Here is a 19,713-nt window from a genome sequence, read left to right as displayed (position 1 = left end):
ATAGCACTTTATTATTAACTTTTTTATGGAAAATCATCAAAAATAGCTCTCTATTTTATGAATTCACTTCAACACTATTTTAAAAATTAATAACGGTTATAGACTATTTTTATCATAGAATTAAGAGTAATAATATGTACCTAATTGAAGTATATTTTATTTTTTTGATTATAAATAAATTACCTGATACCTATTGCACCGCTTTGTAACCTTCATTGCTGGGATTTTTGTCTATGAGTGAATAGCATCTGTGTATAACATAGCATTACTATGTACATAATTATTACAAAGTCATAGAATACGCTGGTAGTAGTGTCGTAATTTAAAAGTGAGTGTAAAAAAATTGTTAGGATGAAAATTAATCTGTAGAAAAATTCTTTTCCTCTTCTGTTTCAAGGGTGAGATTCATTGTAGTTAGTCGTTCGGTTTTAAAATATTGATTTTTTATATTTTTTTCGAATTTAAATAGGTTTGTATCTGCAGTATTCAGAAATTCATATTCGATTTTCTTTGGAAAGTCTGGAAATTTAACAATCTAAAGGCGTGCATATGAGTAATAAAAAAGAAAATAAAGCAACTTATAGAGATTCGCTCAAAGAGTTTGAAGAGCAGTCTACATCAGATTCGCATGAAAATAAAAAACGTCATCATTCTAGAAAAAAACACAAATATAGCAGAAGAGACGATTCTATTGAATCTAAAGATAGGCAACAAACCACTCTCTCGAAAAATTTTAAACAGGCAAGTAATAAGCAAACCTATTCCGGATTCTATCCTGCGAATGATTTAGACAATGGAGGTATTACACATATACTGCAAAATATTGGTAAAAATTCCTTAAATATCGCACTTCGTAATGCGTTTATGTCCTCGTTGATCTGGTTAGCGTGCGAATTGGGGTTTTTGATCAAATTTTATACTAATTCGCCCATGGATTCATTTTACGACTTTGCTATGCGACCAGAAGTGATCACCCTGTTTCTAGTAGTAAGTGTTGTCCCTATTTTACTATTCTTCTCGTTCTTTATTATGATATCGCGCGCGCGCGATATGCACGATGCTTCTCAATCAATAGCCGGAATTGCGTTACGCTTAATAGATCCAGAAGAATATTCTTCTGAAAAAATGCAGTCGATTAGTAGTGCTGTACGCAAAGAGATTGTGCTGATGACGGAAGAGATTGATCGTGCTATCTCTCGTGCATCTGAATTAGAAAAAACTGTTCGCTCTGAAATAGAAGTACTTGAAAATAATTATACTAAAAGCGAGATGCGGATTGACAATATCACTCAAAATCTTAAACAGGAACGTGAAGCCATCATTAATCACGGGACGCAGCTTTGCACATCTATTGCTGAAGTACACGAGTCCCTAAAAGAAGAACTCTCACTTACAAGTGAGGAAATTTCTGTTCATCTATCGAGAGCAATAGATTCTTTTCAATCCATTGTTGATGTGCGTATCGCGAAGGTAACTGAAAAAACAACTCGGATAGTCCAAGAATCAGCACAAACCATCTCTTCAAAAATAGATCAATTATTAGAAGTCCTTCACTCAACATCTATTGTAATTACGAAAGACTTTGATAATCGTATTGAATCTCTTTCAAATACACTTAATAATTCAGGACGTAGCTTGGCCAATCAGGTGGGCAATTATACGTTAATGTTGGGCAATAATACAGATAAAGTTAGCATTGCACTCAAAGAACAATCACAACAATTTATGCAAGCATTCACATCACATATCTGTGAGATGTCGAATTTCTTTTCGGAAAAACAAAAATCTATCACCGTCACACTTAATGATGTATTACAAAGTCTACGAATTTCCCTTCAAGAAAAAGAAGATTCTTTTTGTAGTAATCTTAAATCCACCACGGATAACACGTTGCGTGAAGTAGACAATCGTACAAACACACTAGAAAATAGAATCACAGCATTTCTCAAAGAAATTGTCGAAACATTCAATAATTCCATCACTGACTTTAGTTCCTTTTATAAAGATAATCTCAGTGAATTTGAATCGAATTTGCAAGGCAATATAGACAAGCTCCAAGGGTGTTTTGCAGATTCGCATGGTAATATGGAAGATCTTTTCCTATCTAATATACAAACTATTGGTTCTAATTTAGATAAGAAAACTTTGCTCTTTGAAGATATCCTGTCTAAAAAGCAGAACAATATCTCTCAAATCACGAGTATGAATACAGAAAGATTAGAAAACACTCTAACGAATAGTATAAACTCTCTCAAAGATATGCTTGAAGAAAAACGTCAGAGGATTGATTCCGATATTGGAAAGAAATCAGAGGAGCTCTGCTCTTCATTTAATTCTTCCTATCAAAAAGTAAGCAATGTTATTTCTGATAGAGAGAAGTTATTTTCTAATTCTCTCGCACGAGTACAATCACACTTTGAAGAAACTATTGCAGGTCATCCTCAATCTATTGTTGATTCGATCTCCAATAGTACTAATAACTTATATGATAAAATTATGGTTCTGGCAGCGGCATTATCAGAAAGCCAAAAATCTCTTGATAACAGCCTTAAGGCTCATGCTACCGACGTTGTTCATAAAATAACGAATGCTGAAAATCAATTAGTGAATCGTTTTGACGAAAGCTCTAAAAATATTATTTGCTCTTATAATAGTAGTAATAATAAACTTGAAACCATCTTCCAGAAACATCTGCACTCTTTTAACGATACGTTCAATAATAAAAGCGACCACGTAAGTGGTATTCTGAAAAATTCTACTCAACATATTGATGATCTTTTTTCCAACAATGCAAAACGTATGGAAGAGTTGTTACATAGTGGCAGTGCAAATATTGAGTCAGAGCTCTCAGCGATAAGTAAGGCAATGAACAAGTCAATTGATGATGTTGAAACCATATCAACAGCGCTAAAAGAAAGATGTCAAGAATTAGGAAGCGATCTTGTAAACCATTCAGATAAGGTTCTGTCTTCTCTAAAACAAGCGCAAGAATTACTCTGTACTACTTTTGCTCAACGTAATGATAGTTTCGTTAATGCTTTGGCAGATAATCAATCGAAATTTGAGAATAATCTTGTAAATCAATCTCATCTTTTACTCGATAAACTTTCTAGCGATATTCAAAAATTAACGGACATAGCATATTCTAAAGCTATAGATGTCGCTAATTCTCTTACTGAAATCCAAGGAAATGTCGGAGTTACTTTAGAAAATCATTCTCAGGCTATGTTAGAAAAAATTTCTGCTTCTAACACATTAGTTGCGAAAACATTTGAAGAATGTATGAGTAATATTTTGTTGTCTTATGATGAGAATCGTCAAACTTTAGACAAGAAACTTTCCGATCACATTGATGTTTTAAGACAAAATCTTGCAGGTAGTGAAAATAAAATAGATGGTGCTATTGGATCTGCATCGCAGTTTATTCGAGATATTTTGGACGAAAATTCTTCGCGCATCGAATCTTTGCTAAGTTGTAGCAATAATTCCGTAAATAGTACCCTACTTCGTTCTCATCAGAAATTTGATCGGTTATTACAAGAAAAGTCAGATGAACTTATCCAACTTCTTGATAATAAAGCCTCTTGCTTGTCTACCGCGGTTTCTACGCAAACAATAAATTTAGAAAATAATTTAAAAGAACAAGAAAAATCTTTGTCTAGGGTTGTAGATACTTCTGCCTCTTCTTTCAAATATTTATCAGATAGTATTCAAACTCTTGCCCAAGAGTTGGTTTCGGTTATTGGAAGTATGTCTCAATCTACAACTGATATTTCTGGGAAATTAGAGATATCGCTTGATTCCGTAAATCAAAAAATCCAAAAATGCAGAGAATTCTTTGGGGATAATATTGTAGCTTTTATGGATGAAATATCCAAAGTTATGGAAATTTCAGAAAAAAGAATATCTCAAAGAACACAAGAAATTTCGCAACAACTATTGCAGAATAATGATGTTATAACTAATCAAATTATAGATAGTACTTCTCGTGTAAGAGGAGAAATCGTTGATATTTCGAATAAATTTATTGAAACCAGTCGAGTATTAGAACAAAGAGAAGAGAAGTTCCATTCTGCTTTAGATAGCTTTAGCGATAATATTTCTAGAATTCTCTTGGATGTTGATCATACTATTTCGTCTCATACTAACGAATCTCGTTCTTTGATAGAACAACGAATCCATGAAGTTAAAGATGTCCTTTCTAATCTAGATCGCGCATTAGAATCTTATGGATCTACGGTATTCAAACAGTTTAAAGAATATGTCCAATGTTTTGAGACAAACATGGAAAATATGGAATCTCTTTTTGATAAGAACAATGATTCGATGCTACTATCTTTTAAAGAGCGTTCTAATATTCTTGATAATATCCTTTCGCAACGGTCAATGGAAATATCCGATTCTATTTCTGGAGCCTTTCATAAAGAAGGAAATGCTGTTGTTAATGTCATAGATCAACAAATATATAATGCTGCTAATGCATTAAAGAAACTTGAGGCATTGTTGATCAGTGACGTTGAGAAAATCACCAATCGTATTACGGATAGTAGTCAGGATGTTACAACAATCATCAGTGATGCTACCGATTCTCTAAACAAAGTAGATGAACGCTTGCATCAGACGACTAATCGCATTACCGAAACAACAGGACATATTGATACTGTGCTTGCGGAATCGTCTAAATTATTTGAGAAAAAGATTAAAGATCTCGGTGAGATATCTAGGGTTTCTTTATTACAAATGTCTGAAATCGTAAGCAAATTTGATAAAAATTCTCAAATTTTAATAAAATCTCATGATTCACTCATGAAAGCACAATCTGAAACAAAATTATCTCTAGATAAAGATGCTAATAACTTGGTGGATTTAACCAGTCGACTAGTAAGTAAATCTAGTGAAGCCCAAAAATTTGTTATGTCTATTTTAGTAGATGTTAAAAAAATTGTTGAACAAGCTGATTTTCTTTCAGACACGGTTGTTAAGAATATGACCGACAGTATACAATCATCTTTTATAAAAATTGATGGAACTTTATCTAATATAGAGACGCGTAGTCGCGATACAGTACGATTGATCGATCATAATCTAGCTGATATTGGAAATAAAACTGTTAAAACTATAGATAGTAATTTTGTCACTCTCAAAGAGAAATCATATGATTTGTCAAATCATATGAGGCAAAAGATATGTTCTACCATACCTAATATTGAAAATATTTTTTCTACTCTTGAAGAGAAGTCAGATCAATCTATGCAGGTGTTTTTAGATTCTCTAAATAACAAAGTCGATTCGTTTACTCAAAAATTATCTAAAACCAGTGATGATATTGCCTTGACTTCTCGCAGGATAGCTGAAGATTTGAATAATTCTCGAGATATTTTAAAACGTGATTCCGTATCTTTAGCAAAAGAAGCAAAAGAAAGTGCTGATACCATACGCAGTGCCATAGAAGAGCAGATCAATACCTTAAAGGATTTCCAAAAGTTAATAACTGATTCAGTAAAAAATAATGCTGCTTCTTATAATAAAGGATTGCATTCTGATGAATATAATATCTCTCAAGTGGATAAACGTCCATCAGGTAAAAAAACAAAGAATAATCATGCAATAAAAGAATGGTTTAACAAAATTTTGAGTTCTTCTACCCATAGCAAAGGAAAGAGTTCTTCACATATAGATATTTCCGATAAGGATTCATTGTCTTCTATAGATTCTCTTGTAGAAAATATATCTAAGTTTATTGATTATGATGCTTTTGTTCAATTGTGGAAATCTTATACACTAGGAGAAGATGATATCTTTAGCAAGCGGCTATATACCATAAAAGGGCAAAAAGTATTTCTTAATCTTCAAGAACAGTATAAGGCGGATTCAGCACTAAGAAATGCTATTGATCGCTATATCTCAAACTTTGAGGAAATGCTATCTGAAATTGCTCAGTCTAATGATGATTCTCCTCTTGTACAAGAACATATCATGTCAAATTATGGAAAAGTTTACACGATGCTTGTTCATGCATCTGGGAGGACTTTATAGAAAATGATTGAGAATATGTATTGCTTAAACTAAAAAATATAAATATGTGACTTGAGATGTTTTTATTACGAAATTCGATCTTACTTTTAAAAGTACTGCTAAAGAAGTGAGGAAATATTATGTTAAAAAAAATGCAATATATTGAGCATATTAAGGTATGCAGAGTTGCATAATACAAAGCTATATCAATGATATTAATGAAGAATTATAGGCTTTTGATATATATTCTCCATTATGCTAACAATATCATGAATCGATAGTTGCCCAAAATGAAAATAACCTTTATTGAAGTAATCACATCGATAAAAAATGATCTTATTTGCGAGAAAATTATTAAATACTGAGACAAAATTTTTTAAATATTTTTCTTTTTTTGAATAAACAATTGAGTTTACTTCCGCTATGCAGTATCAATTCTTACTTGCTATGGACTGATTTTTAATAATATAAATTATTATATTAAGCCATCGTTTTTTGCATTAAGATTAGTTTTAAAGTTTTGAAAATATGATTTCAAGAATTTCTACGATTGCCTTTCAAGGTATAAAAGGAATCCCTGTCGAAGTTCAAGTTATGGTATCTCCTGGAAGGGTGGGAGTACAAATAGTCGGATTACCCGATAAAGCTGTTATAGAAAGCCGTGAAAGAATACAGTCTCACTTTATTCATGCGGGCTTGCTCTTCCTAGTAAACGAATTACCATCAATCTATCTCCAGCTGATTTACCAAAAGAAGGATCTCATTATGATTTACCTATCATTCTTGCACTAATGGCATCGATTCAAGCAATCAGTACTGAATCATTTTCACACTATTTAGCAGTAGGAGAAATAAATCTTGATGGATCACTTCCTGCGGCTATTTGTGCAAAAAATATGAACAAAGATTTCATATGTCCCCAATCTTGTGGATCTGAAGCTGCATGGGCATCAGATAGTTTGCGAATTGTAGCTCCTTCCACTCTTTTAGAACTAATAAATCACTTAAATAATAAACAACTGCTTCCTCAACCCTGTAAATCTACATATAAAAAACGTGATAATCTTCCAAATTTTGCAGAGATCAAAGGTCAAAAAACTATTAAACGTGCTCTTTAAATAGCAGCGGCTAGTGGACATAATCTGATCATGATTGGACCGCCTGGTGCAAGAAAATCAATGCTTGCTTCTTGCTTGCCATCAATACTACTCCCCTTATCTCTAGAAGAATCATTAGAAGTATCGATGATTTATTCAATATCTGGCCACTCATCCCATGAATATTCTTTTATACAAAACAGACCTTTCCGCTCTCCACATCATTCTGTCACTATAGCGGCATTGATAGGTGGAGGTTTACAAGTGTTGCCAGGAGAAGATTCCTTAGCACATAACGGCGTGCTATTTTTAGATGAAATTCCTGAATTTTCACCTCAAACGCTTAATGCTCTACGCCAACCTTTAGAAACTGGTGAATGTATTATTGCGAGAGCTAATCGAAAAATAAGCTATCCTTCTCGGATTCAACTAATAGCCGCAATGAATCCTTGTCGATGTGGTATGTCCAATAAAGACGAAAATGTTTGTATCAGAGGTCCACGGTGCGCAACTGAATATCAAGCGCGAATTTCTGGACCTTTAATGGATCGCATCGATATACGTATAGCAGTACCCAGCCGTACCCATATCCGATCTTTTTGTAATGAATAAATCTGAATCAAGTGAAACAAGAGCTTCTCGTGTTCATCTAGCAAGGAAAAAAAATAGGATCTTCACTAAAATATAACGCGGTTTGTTCCCCCGTGTTAATAGAAAAAATAGCTAATATGAATACAGAAAGCAGTCTTCTGCTCAATCAAGTATGCCGAAAAAATACTATTTTCAGCACGTGGATATCATAAAATACTAAAAATAGCGCGAACAATCGCTGATCTGGATTCCTCAGAAGAAATGCAAAAAGCGCATATTGCTGAAGCAATTGCTTACCGCCAATCCAATCAATTCTTGATATCCAATCAATAGAGATCTTTACTACTTATTGCTTTGTAAAATATTAGTTCTGTATAAAAATCAAGTATAAAGATAAATCAGATGCAGGTAGTGAAACTAATAAAGTCCTGTTGAACCAAATCCTTTTTCATTTCTTTCGTTTTTTCCCATAGGCATTGCTGAAATAAGGCTAGGATGAGCGCGAACGGAATTTGCTATAATCAATTGAGCAATACGCATACCTCTCATTATCAAAAAATTTTCTTGACCAAGATTAATCAGCAATATTTTGATTTCTCCACGATAGTCACTATCAATAGTACCTGGGGAATTCAAACAAGCAACACCATAATTAAGTGCTAATCCAGAACGCGACCTGACTTGTCCTTCATAACCAGGAGGAATCGCAATAATATACCCTCCAGGGATCAAAGAACGCATTCCCGGTAGTAATTCAACTGGCTCATCTTCTGGTAAAGCGGCAAACAGGTCCATACCAGAAGACCCGCTTGTTTTATATTCCGGAAGAGGAATACCATGTGCATGTGGAAGTTGTAAAAAAGGTATGTCGATAGACTGCATAGAGATTCTTATATTTCACAAAATAATTATTTGTCAATGAATTATTTAAAATGAAAAATCCTTAAAGCTAGGATGACAAAATCAATAACACGAAATATAACTCATAAAAGAAAGAGAAAAATTACAATCTTTTTCTGATACTGATTATCTACCTATATCAATAAATATATAGAAATAACATAATTTACATATCTACATAATGGGGACCATCACCTCCTTGAGGAGGATTCCATTCAATATTCTGATTAGGATCTTTAATCACACATGCCTTACAGTGAATGCAATTCTGTGCATGGATAATATAATTATTTTCATCATTGTTTTGATGCCATTCATATACTCCAGCTGGGCAATATCGCATTGAAGGTCCAGAATATATTCTTAATTCTGATTTTTTTTGTAAATCTTTATCTTTTATCAAAAGATGCATAGGTTGTTCTTTTACATATTTTACCTTTGCTAAAAAAAGAGAAGACATAATATCAAAAGTCAATTTCCCATCTGGTTTAGGATAGTCAATCTTCTTATGTTGAGAAGCTGCTTCCAAAGAGCAAGAATCCATTTTATGATGTTTTAATGTACCTAAAAAAGAAAAACCTAGAATTTTTTGAATCCAGATATCCATCAATCCCAAGGACAACCCGATGAATACTCCAAAGCGTGATAGCAAGGGTTTGATATTCCTTATAATCCATAAATCTTTACCAATCTGAGTTTGACGCCAAGAATCTTCAATTTCTATAGGATCATCATGTTTTTTTCCATTGGACAAGCGCTCAACGATCTTTTCTGCTGCTAGCATTCCAGAAATAATCGCATTATGAGATCCTTTAATGCGAAGAAGATTAACGAATCCTGCCGCACAACCAATTAAACTTCCCCCTGGAAAAGAAAGTTTAGGAACTGATTGCCATCCCCCTTCACTAATGACACGTGCTCCATATTCCAAACGCTCTCCTTCAGTAAATATTATTCTAATATCAGGATGTGTTTTAAAACGCTGTAATTCTTCATAAGCTGAAATCCAAGGATTGCGGTAATCAAGATGTAAAACAAAACCTATTGATACAAGATTGTCATCAAAATGATAAACAAACCCTCCCCCAGAAGTATTCATATCAAGTGGCCAACCGATACTATGAAGAGCAAGACCTCTCCTATGATATTGAGGTTTAATCTTCCATAATTCCTTAATACCAAGACCAAATTTCTGAGGTTGACGCCCATCCATTAAGGAGTAACGCTCTATCAGTTGCCGAGTCAAAGATCCACATGCTCCTTCTCCTACTAACATATATTTACTTAATAACAACATCGGAGCAATGTAATGTTTTCCCTGTGTTCCATCGTAATTTTTACCTTTTTCACCTGTCAAAATACCAAGGGCTTCTCCTTTTTTTCCGTAGTAAATTTCAGTAGCTGTAAAACCACAATAAATTTCTACACCCAGCGCCTCCGCCTTATTCTTCAACCAACGACATACCTGTCCTAAAGAAACAATATAATGTTCTTTATTATCCATGAAATCTGGCAAACAAAAATGTGGTATCTGTATTGATCTCTGCGCATTTAGAAACCAATAAAGATCTCTTTTTACAACAGTATGAAATGGATGTCCTTTGTCTTCACGCCAACGAGGCAATAAACTATCTATCCCAATGGGATCAATAATCGCACCTGAAAGAATATGGGCTCCAACCTCTGCTGATTTTTCTAAAATAACCACAGATAAATGAGGATTGATTTGTTTACAACGAATGGCTGCTGCCAATCCAGCTGGTCCAGCACCTATAATAACAACGTCATATTCAAAAACATCCTTATTATGAAGGATATCACAGCTATTCATCTAATGATTCTTTCCTAGAAAATTGTTGAAAAGCGTAATAAATCACTAGGATTATTCCTACCAGAACATCTTTTCTGATACCAGATAAATGATAGTATATCCGGTTTTGGATTTTGGAATCAAAGCATATCACACTCCTGTTTAAATAGAAAAAGATCAACTCATACTTTTACTGAAACTAATCACGATAAATTGCCCTATAAAGTTATACATAGCCTTTATATATAAAATGAGATAGATTCATTTTTTGGAATAGCAAATTACTATCCGACCGAAATTATACTATAATGACTTTGAAAACATAAACTACTGAGAAAATATTTCCACAAGGATAAATCCTCTCAATCCCTTAAAAATATACGTTCAATATTCTCTAAGAAAAAGGAAAATTGAGTTTATTCTTTTGAATGCTACGACCGAAGTAAAAACTGTCCATATACACCATAAATTACATTTTCACGACCAGTTGGCTTATAAGCCGGGTTCTGTATATTTCCATAGAGGAAACTGATAGCCATCCATCTAGGATGCTATTCACATAGCACCTCATGCAACCTACCCGGATAACTAGATCGAAAACAAATCTGGAGTATTACTCCGCGCTATCCCTATTTGGTCTTGCTCCCAACGGGGTTTACCCTGCCATTTCTGTTACCAAAAACGCGGTGAGCTCTTACCCCACCATTTCACCCTTACCTTTGATTGAAGGCGGTATATTTTCTGTGGCACTTTCCCTAAAGTCACCTTTGCCGGACGTTATCCGGCGTTGAGTTTTCATGGAGCCCGGACTTTCCTCACCTTAAAGAGATCATTCCCTTAAAGCGCGGCTACCCAGCCAACTGGAGTGTTAATTCTAAAGAAAATCGGGAGAGAATACTATAGAAAATATACTTTTTATGATAAAAAGTCGCATGGAATAATAAAATTAATATCCAAAGGGCTAATTATGCTCTTGTTATACATCAGGATTACTAGAGTGCGTGGTTTGTATGACTTATGAGGGACACTGTATCTTCGCTTTGGCAAGTGTCATACTTGCAAAGAAAGTGAACTTTTTGTCATCTTTTACAGATGCTGAATGGGGTACAGTGGTTTTAGGGGCATTGTTGTCTTGCCTTTTGCCAGATATTGACCATCCTCGATCTTTTATTTCTAAACGTTTTAAAACTTTATCCCTTCTTACCTCCTGTATATCAAGTCATAGAGGTTTTACGCATAGTATACTCGCGGTTATCTTATATAAATGGCTCATACACCATTTTTTTCCATCAGAACTCATTTCTTATCAAGGGTTACAAGATGCTCTAATCATTGGATATGTCAGCCATCTGGTTGCAGATGTCCTTACTCCAACTGGCATACCCTTACTATGGCCTTACCATTGGAGATTTTGCTTGCCCATATTACACCCGAATTCTCCTATTGGAGAAATATTCTTTTGTGTCTTATTTCTTATTTATGCCATAATCAGTGTTCATTAAGATAGCAAAAACCATTTTTTTTAAAAACATCTGGTCAATTCAACTATTTAATAATAGAAAATCACCTTTGTATGTACAAAATACAAAATAAAAAGAAATAGTAAACTAAATGGTTTATTGTGTAGGATATGCGATATAATTCGTTGTAATTCACTATAATAGGAACATCCCATGAATCTGAGAGAAGTTTGTGAATGATATCAAGAAAACTAAGTGGTCGCAAAAAACATTTTATCAATACAATGCATAAAAAAATAAATTGATTTATTGAATTGACGAGGAATAGAATAAAATATTTTTTAGTTGAAACATTTGCATATGAAAAAAGTATCAAGCATATCAATGCCCATGCGTTGGATTGGGCCTATGAAAATAACAGGAAATGTTATCCAAGATAAGGTAAAAGTTCCTCTTGCAACCTACGAATATCCTCTGTGGCATTCTGTGAAACGAGGTGCACATATCTCAATGCTTTGTCCCGATGGTATACGTGCGACACTCATTGACGAGCGCATGACTCGTTCTATCTTTTTTGAAACTGAAAATGCCGAAATGGCTTTGACCGCACTCCAAGAAATAACTCTTAAAAAAGCAGAAATAGCACGAGTAATAGAACAAACTAGTCAATTCACTCGTTTTCTTCAATTACATTCTCAAATAGCTGGTAATCTCCTTTTCTTACGCCTTGAATTTGCCACTGGAGATGCCTCGGGACATAACATGGTAACCAAAGCAGCCGATGCTGTTATGGACTGGATATTATCACAATGGTCTTATTTGCATTATGGATCCGTTTCTGGAAATATTTGCTCAGATAAAAAGGCAACTGCTATCAATGGTATTATGGGGAGAGGGAAAAATTTTGTAGCAGAAATAACTATTAATCGTGCAATATGTCAAAAATATTTACGTACTTCTCCAGAAAAAATTATCCTTCTTAACACACAAAAAAATCTGATCGGAACTTTTTTAGCTGGAGGTATACGTTCTGCCAACGCCCACTTTGCCAATATGTTACTTGCCTATTACCTAGCAACAGGACAAGATGCCGCCAATATTGTCGAAGGATCTCAAGGACTAACTTATGCAAAATTGCATGATGATTCCCTTTACTTCTCTTGTACCATACCAAATTTGATCTTAGGATGCGTTGGAAATGGCAAAAATATTCCTGCTATCAAAAATAATTTAACAGCATTGGGATGCATTGAAGAACGAAAAACAGGAGATAATGCCCGTCGTCTTGCAGCAATATGTGCTGCAACAGTACTCTGCGGAGAACTATCTCTACTCGCTGCACAAACGAATCCTGGTGAATTAATGGAGGCACATTTGCGCCTAGAAAGGATGCATCTCAATGGTGAATGATCGCAAAATTGACCATATCAATATTGTATGTAAAGATCCTGGAATAGATCGTAACAAAAAATTTTTTGATGATTGGCATTTAATTCACAGGGCTTTGCCAGAAATATCTTTCGATGAAGTTGATCCGTCCGTTGAATTCTTAGGAAAAAAATTATCCTTTCCTCTTCTCATTTCTTCCATGACAGGTGGAAATAATAAAATGATTGAGCGTATCAATCGTAATCTCGCTATTGCAGCAGAAAAAACAAAAGTAGCAATGGCAGTTGGTTCACAAAGAGTCATGTTTTCTGACCATAACGCCATCAAAAGCTTTGAATTACGTCAATATGCTCCGCATACAGTTCTCATTTCTAATTTAGGTGCAGTCCAATTAAATTATGATTTTGGTGTTCAAAAAGCACATCAAGCTGTTCATGTTTTAGGAGCAGATGGATTATTCCTCCATCTGAATCCATTGCAAGAAATAATCCAACCAAATGGTAACACTAATTTTGCTGATCTCAGTTCAAAAATTGCCCTGCTATCATCAGCAATGGATGTCCCTCTTCTTCTGAAGGAAGTTGGTTGTGGTCTCTCTTCTATGGACATAGAATTAGGATTAAAATCAGGTATTCGATATTTTGACATTGCAGGACGAGGGGGAACATCGTGGAGTCGCATTGAAAGTCATCGGGATCTTGAAAGCGATATTGGAATTGTTTTTCAAGATTGGGGAATTCCAACACCTCTCTCCTTAGAAATGGCACGTCCATACTGTAATGAAGCACAATTTATTGCCAGCGGAGGTCTTCGTAATGGGGTAGACATATTAAAATCTATCATCTTAGGCGCTTCTCTCGGAGGGCTTGCTTCACCTTTTTTAAAACCAGCTATGGATTCATCCGATGCCGTTGTCGCGGCAATCGAATCTCTTCGTAAAGAATTTATCGTATCAATGTTTCTACTAGGAACAAAACGTGTACAAGAGCTATACCTGAATACAGCCCTTATCAGACATCAATAATTGGAGTATTTGGTTTATGGCAATTGGAATCGAAGATATTTCTTTTTATACTACTAATCAATACTTGGATTTATCCGTAATAGCAGAAAAATATCGTTTGGACGTTGCCAAATTTTATGTAGGTATTGGGCAAGAACGAATGAGTGTCTTGAATCCTGACGAAGATATTGTGACAATGGCAGCAGCAGCAGCGCTTCCTATCATGCAAAATCAAGATAAAAACTTAATCGATACCCTTTTTTTTGCAACGGAAAGTAGTGTGGACCAGTCAAAGTCTGCTGCTATATGGCTTCATAAACTTCTAGGTTTAAATTCTTCTTGTCGTGTAGTAGAACTCAAACAAGCATGTTATAGCGCTACCTGTGCGCTCCATATGGCTTGTGCGTTAGTCGCCAAATCGCCAGAACGCAAAGTGCTTATCGTAGCTTCTGATGTGGCACGGTATGATCTTGGTTCGTCGGGAGAGCCTACTCAAGGATGTGGTGCCGTTGCGATTCTAATCTCATCCCAAACATCTATTTTTGCTATTAACGATTTTACACGCATGGCTAAAAATCATTGAATGGATCATTGACCTTTAATTTTTTTATAATCATGCCATACTGCTTCTAAAGATTGCAGATAAATTTTATCTGCAATCTTTAGAAGCAGTATGGCATGATTATCAAAAAAATAAAGGTCATGATTTCAATGATTTTCAGTATTTTTGCTATCACCAACCTTTTACACGCATGGCTGAAAATCATTGAAATCATGACCTTTATTTTTTTGATAATCATGCCATACTGCTTCTAAAGATTGCAGATAAATTTTATCTGCAATCTTTAGAAGCAGTATGGCATGATTATCAAAAAAATAAAGGTCATGATTTCAATGATTTTATCTCCTTACTGGATCATAGCTCAGAAAATCTTGCGGGAAAACGCGTAGGATTTTTCAGTTATGGCTCTGGTTGTGTGGCAGAGTTTTTCTCAGGAATTGTACAGAAAAATTATCGTAAAAAATCACATCAGAAACGTCATCAACATATTATTAACTCTCGTATTCCTATCTCTTATCAGGTATATTGTGACTTACATCAAGATATCATTCCTTCTGTTGAAGGAAACTGTACAATACCCCATACCACAACAGGTCCATTTCGTTTAGCAACCATTCAAAACCATAAACGAATTTATGAAACAACAAACTTCCCAGACCCCTCATGCTCATAGCATTGCTCCCGCTAAAGTCATCTTGAGCGGTGAATATTCTTCTTTATATGGTGCATCAGCACTAGCTGTGGCGATTACCTTTTATTTAAGAGCGTTGCTCACAACTATCGAACCATCACTCATCCGCATTATAAATTCACAAACAATCGAATATTCTTTTGAAGCATGTCGTTTACTTGGACATCAAATTGATCAACGACATCGTGATTTTATAGCAAAAAAAATTCCGATCACCTCTGTTTTAACGCATCCAAATGATCTTATTCTCTATATTTTTAATCGTCATCTTCCCCATATCTCTTGTGGGATATCGTTAGATTTGCATTCTACTATTCCTATTGGGAGTGGTTTTGGCTCTTCTTCTGCAATTATTTCTGCCTTATCTCTTGCCTTAAGCTCTATAACCCATCAACCTTTTTGCAACAAAGAAAAACTAATTGCTGAAACAGGTTATATAGAACGTCTCCAACATGGCAAAACTGGTATTATCGATTCTACGACAATAGTCATGGGAGGAATTATCTATATAAATCCCCCTCAGATTATAAAAAACGAAACTCTTGTAGGAGAATGGTGGGCGATCAACACAGGAATGCCAGAAAGTTCGACAGGAGAATGTGTTTCTTTTGTTGAACAGCACTTTTCACAAAGCAGTATTTGGAGCGAATTTAATGCTGTTACCAATGAAATGATGGAAAATATTCAAAAAAAAGATGCGGAAAAAACTTATAAATCCGTACGTGTTAATCAATCTCTTCTAGAATCCATTGGAGTCGTCCCAGAAACTGTCGGAAAATTCATTCGTTGTATCGAAAATAACGGCGGATCTGCAAAAATTGCAGGAGCAGGAAGTATTCGAGGAGAAAAAGCAGGACTTGTTCTTGTTGGTGGCTATAATCCAGAAAAATTATCTTCCCTCTATGGCTATACATGTTATAAAATAAAAGAGGATAAAAATGGGACAATGCTTGCATAAAATTTGTGTTAGTGCTCCTGGAAGTTTAGTCTTGATGGGAGAACATGGGGTTCTGCATGGGCATGCTGCGCTTGTTTTTGCCATAAATAAGCGGGTAATCCTGTATTTGACATTACGCAAAGATCGCCTAATCAACATTGATTCTTCTTTGGGTCAATATTGTGGATCTCTTGATCTTGCGATGTTCCATCCCTCGTTTTCTTTTATTATAATGGCGATTAATCATATAAAACCATCATGTGGTTTTGATCTAAAAGTCATCTCTCAGCTTGATTCTCAATTGGGTCTTGGCTCTTCTGCTGCCATTACAGTTGCTATAACAGCTGCTTTACTCACACTCCAATACCACAAAGAACCTTCTCCTGACGAAATACTCACAACAGCACACGCAATTGTGTTAAAAGTACAGGGAATCTCTTCTGGAATTGATCTTGCTGCTTCCATCCATGGGGGTTTGATTTGTTATCAAATGCCAAAATACAGCATAGAAAAGATTGATTTTATTTTTCCTATACATCTGATTTATTCAGGGTATAAAACCCCTACAGCTCAGGTTTTAAAAAAAATTTCTTATATAGAAATAGAATACCCCGAGATCAACGAAATAAACCAAAAAATTTATGCCCTTATGGGAAAACTCAGCCAAATCTCTTGTCAAGCTCTCCGTAATAAAAACTTAAAAGTACTAGCACAAGCAATGAATAGACAGCAGGGATTATTAGAAACCTTAGGCGTTTCTGATTCAAAACTCTCCGAGATTGTTTGGAAACTCAGAGAACAACCCCATATTATGGCTTCTAAAATTTCAGGATCAGGATTAGGAGACTGCGTCATTGCTCTCGGGAAAGGAGATTTAAACTCTCTTCCTTATCAATCTGTCAATTGTCACATGCATGCAAAAGGAATAGACATTGTCCCTATCACTCCGTCACATTCTACATCGTTATATCGGTGAATGTAATCCTAAAATCAACGAAAAAAGTAGCGCCTTTCTTCCTAGTAATATTGCATTATGTAAATACTGGGGGAAAAGGGATTCAAAATTAAATCTTCCACTCAATAATTCTCTTTCTTTGAGTCTTGGGCACTTGGGCACTATAACACATATCACAGTGATCGATAGTGATGCCGATTGCATCATACTCAATGGTCAAAAAATTTCTTCTCAGAGTAGTTTTTTTAAAAAAACCACTCAATTTTGCGATCTTTTTCGTCAATTTTCAAAAGTATATTTCCTAATAGAAACGTCTAATAATATCCCTACTAAGGCAGGATTAGCCTCTTCTGCTTCTGGTTTTGCAGCATTAACTTTAGCATTATTTCGAATTTATTCTATTCCTGAAAAAAGTGAATCACTATCTCGTGTTGCACGTCTTGGATCAGGTAGTGCTTGTCGATCTTTCTATAGAGGTTTTTGCGAATGGATATGTGGTACAGATCAGAATGGTATGGATAGTTTTGCTGTACCATTCAACAATCAATGGCCTGATTTACGTATCGGACTTTTAAAGATAATTGATAGAGAAAAAAAAATAGGATCGCGTGAAGCAATGGAGATTACTCGACACCACTCGCCTTTTTTTACACAATGGACACAACAAATTTCCACAGATCTCGCACATATTAAACAAGCTATTATCGATCAAGATTTCATCAAACTTGGAGAAGTTGCTGAAAAAAATGCTTTAAAAATGCACGCAACTATGATTGCTGCCTCTCCACCTTTGTTATATTGGCAAAAAGAAACAATTCAGGGGATGGAAAGAGTATGGGATGCACGCCAACAATCTATTCCTATTTATTTTACTCTAGATGCAGGACCTAATTTAAAACTCTTGTTTACGCACAAAATAGAAGAAACAATCAAACAATTTTTTCCAGAAATAACAATAATTGATCCTCTTGATAGTCCAGACTTATGGAGCACTAAAGATAGTCTTTCACAGAAAAATTCGATAGAGTTAGGGATTTCAAAATAGTTAGAGCATCTTTTTGATCTAATCAATCTAAAGTTTAATAACTTCCGTAATTTTAAAGCAAGATACTTCATCAAATAAAAATTCTTAAAATCTGTAATATATATATATAAAAGGACTATGAATTTACTTATCTTAGACTCTCATATCAGTAATTATTGTAAACTACGGCGATCTTCGTGAAGAGAGGTATGATACAATCTAAAATTGTTATATTGCATAAAAGCTTTCTTTATACTTTTTCTAGAAGATCAAATCATTCTGCGAAAGGAATGAGCCTAAAAGTATGAAGATAGTCTGAAGAAAAGGACAAAAGTCTTTAGCAATTAACGTTAGAGGTTAAGGGAGATGAAATATTTCATCCCTCTTAACCCTAAGGATTTAACGATCAATCATACACAGTTTAAGAGAATTAAATAAAAAATAAAACCAAAATCACTAATCAAGCTTGAAAAGAAGTTAAGATGTCGAACTTCACAATTAAAACAATGCGTAGTCAATATTTTTCATAGGTTTATAGATACAAGATCTGATCTTAAAAGGAGAAGATAAAAAGATTTCCCCAAAATTGGGCGAGATCTATTAAGACGATTTTCATAGACAAAAGGAACATATTATTTTCCTTCTCAAGAGGATTTTTTATTACTTCAGATATCGATGGGTGAAGTGGGAATATTCTAATTATTTTCAAAATAATCAACTGCTTATTTCGTACGCTGACTTAAAATATCGTCGCACGAATCATGATAAAAACCTTTTTTGTGATTTTTTCTGTATTTTTTTCTCATAACTTTTTATTATTATTATTATCCGACGAATACTCTTTTAACAAAATTTTATTGTGCTGATCCCCTACTTTTTCTACCTTAAAAGTTATCCCTTTATCCTTCGATACTTCCGAACCAGAACCTAAAAAAATGCGATATGATTGAGGATGCCGTGTTGTAAAAATTGGAGAAGGATGTTTCCCTGTCTGATTCCATAATGCATTGGACAATATCCACAAAAAAATAAAAACATATCCTACTATAATCACTGTGAACGCAGAATGCCGAAATATCAATTTACCTAATATCTTGATTGTCTTTAAGAATAAACTGAGAAAGCTAATATCGTATTTTCCCCGTAACATTTTTCTCTCTCAATGCTTATGGACATACTTTAATAAATGAAAGCTTTACTAAACGAATCCAATATTAAAAACCATTGCATAAAAAATATTAATAATGCCAAATCATAAGTGTTAAATAACGTCTATTCC

12 protein-coding genes, 1 other RNA gene and 2 pseudogenes are annotated in these 19,713 nt (G+C 34.5%); 11 read left to right on the top strand and 4 right to left on the bottom strand.

What is annotated here, in order from left to right; genetic code table 11:
- Nucleotides 1-549 precede the first annotated feature (549 nt).
- Both CD16_RS04625 and CD16_RS04620 read left to right on the top strand, forming a co-directional pair.
- Nucleotides 550-6,036, top strand: coding sequence for an apolipoprotein A-IV repeat region-like domain-containing protein (locus CD16_RS04625; RefSeq protein WP_015452861.1), 5,487 nt, complete (start codon nt 550-552; stop codon nt 6,034-6,036).
- Nucleotides 6,037-6,543: 507 nt separating this feature from the next.
- A pseudogene (locus tag CD16_RS04620) lies at nt 6,544-8,036 on the top strand (YifB family Mg chelatase-like AAA ATPase).
- A gap of 84 nt (nt 8,037-8,120) precedes the next feature.
- Here CD16_RS04620 and dut read toward each other — a convergent pair.
- From dut to rnpB, 3 genes are all read right to left on the bottom strand, one after another.
- Nucleotides 8,121-8,585, bottom strand: a complete 465-nt coding sequence (dut, locus tag CD16_RS04610) for a dUTP diphosphatase (protein WP_015452859.1) — start codon at nt 8,583-8,585, stop codon at nt 8,121-8,123.
- Nucleotides 8,586-8,769: 184 nt separating this feature from the next.
- A complete protein-coding gene (locus CD16_RS04605) occupies nt 8,770-10,434 on the bottom strand; it encodes an electron transfer flavoprotein-ubiquinone oxidoreductase (protein ID WP_015452858.1) in 1,665 nt (554 codons plus the stop codon).
- Between the two features lie 458 nt (nt 10,435-10,892).
- Nucleotides 10,893-11,277: RNase P RNA component class A (gene rnpB, locus CD16_RS04600), an RNA gene on the bottom strand.
- A 146-nt stretch (nt 11,278-11,423) separates the two neighbouring features.
- Here rnpB and CD16_RS04595 point away from each other — a divergent pair.
- From CD16_RS04595 to mvaD, 9 genes and pseudogenes are all read left to right on the top strand, one after another.
- Nucleotides 11,424-11,915, top strand: a complete 492-nt coding sequence (locus CD16_RS04595; RefSeq protein ID WP_015452856.1) for a metal-dependent hydrolase — start codon at nt 11,424-11,426, stop codon at nt 11,913-11,915.
- A 318-nt stretch (nt 11,916-12,233) separates the two neighbouring features.
- Nucleotides 12,234-13,283: a hydroxymethylglutaryl-CoA reductase gene (locus tag CD16_RS04590; protein WP_040055327.1), complete on the top strand. Its 1,050-nt coding sequence runs from the start codon at nt 12,234-12,236 to the stop codon at nt 13,281-13,283.
- Nucleotides 13,273-14,286, top strand: coding sequence for a type 2 isopentenyl-diphosphate Delta-isomerase (fni, locus tag CD16_RS04585; protein ID WP_015452854.1), 1,014 nt, complete (start codon nt 13,273-13,275; stop codon nt 14,284-14,286). Before CD16_RS04590 ends, fni begins: the two co-directional genes overlap by 11 nt.
- Before the next feature lie 16 nt (nt 14,287-14,302).
- The gene (locus CD16_RS05820) at nt 14,303-14,848 is read left to right on the top strand and encodes a hydroxymethylglutaryl-CoA synthase family protein (RefSeq protein ID WP_236301257.1); all 546 of its coding nucleotides are present in this window, start codon (nt 14,303-14,305) and stop codon (nt 14,846-14,848) included.
- A 220-nt stretch (nt 14,849-15,068) separates the two neighbouring features.
- Nucleotides 15,069-15,242, top strand: a pseudogene (locus CD16_RS05935) (hydroxymethylglutaryl-CoA synthase); the annotation flags it as partial.
- Nucleotides 15,243-15,500: a hypothetical protein gene (locus CD16_RS05810; RefSeq protein ID WP_236301255.1), complete on the top strand. Its 258-nt coding sequence runs from the start codon at nt 15,243-15,245 to the stop codon at nt 15,498-15,500.
- Nucleotides 15,463-16,476 (top strand): mevalonate kinase family protein, encoded by a 1,014-nt coding sequence (locus tag CD16_RS04575; protein ID WP_015452852.1) that lies wholly within the window; start codon nt 15,463-15,465, stop codon nt 16,474-16,476. The genes CD16_RS05810 and CD16_RS04575 overlap by 38 nt, the downstream gene beginning before the upstream one ends.
- Nucleotides 16,457-17,431 (top strand): mevalonate kinase family protein, encoded by a 975-nt coding sequence (locus CD16_RS04570; RefSeq protein ID WP_015824960.1) that lies wholly within the window; start codon nt 16,457-16,459, stop codon nt 17,429-17,431. The genes CD16_RS04575 and CD16_RS04570 overlap by 20 nt, the downstream gene beginning before the upstream one ends.
- Complete coding sequence (mvaD, locus tag CD16_RS04565; protein ID WP_015452850.1) at nt 17,388-18,455, top strand: diphosphomevalonate decarboxylase; 1,068 nt, start codon at nt 17,388-17,390, stop codon at nt 18,453-18,455. Before CD16_RS04570 ends, mvaD begins: the two co-directional genes overlap by 44 nt.
- Nucleotides 18,456-19,236: 781 nt before the next feature.
- Here the strand turns inward: mvaD and CD16_RS04560 are convergent.
- Nucleotides 19,237-19,584 carry a hypothetical protein gene (locus tag CD16_RS04560; protein WP_015452849.1) on the bottom strand — a complete coding sequence of 116 codons (348 nt, stop codon included), beginning with the start codon at nt 19,582-19,584 and terminating at the stop codon, nt 19,237-19,239.
- Nucleotides 19,585-19,713: the final 129 nt, after the last annotated feature.

The sequence above is a fragment of the Candidatus Liberibacter asiaticus genome (assembly GCF_000590865.3).
Lineage (GTDB): Bacteria > Pseudomonadota > Alphaproteobacteria > Rhizobiales > Rhizobiaceae > Liberibacter > Liberibacter asiaticus.
This window is presented reverse-complemented; position numbering and strand designations above follow the sequence as displayed.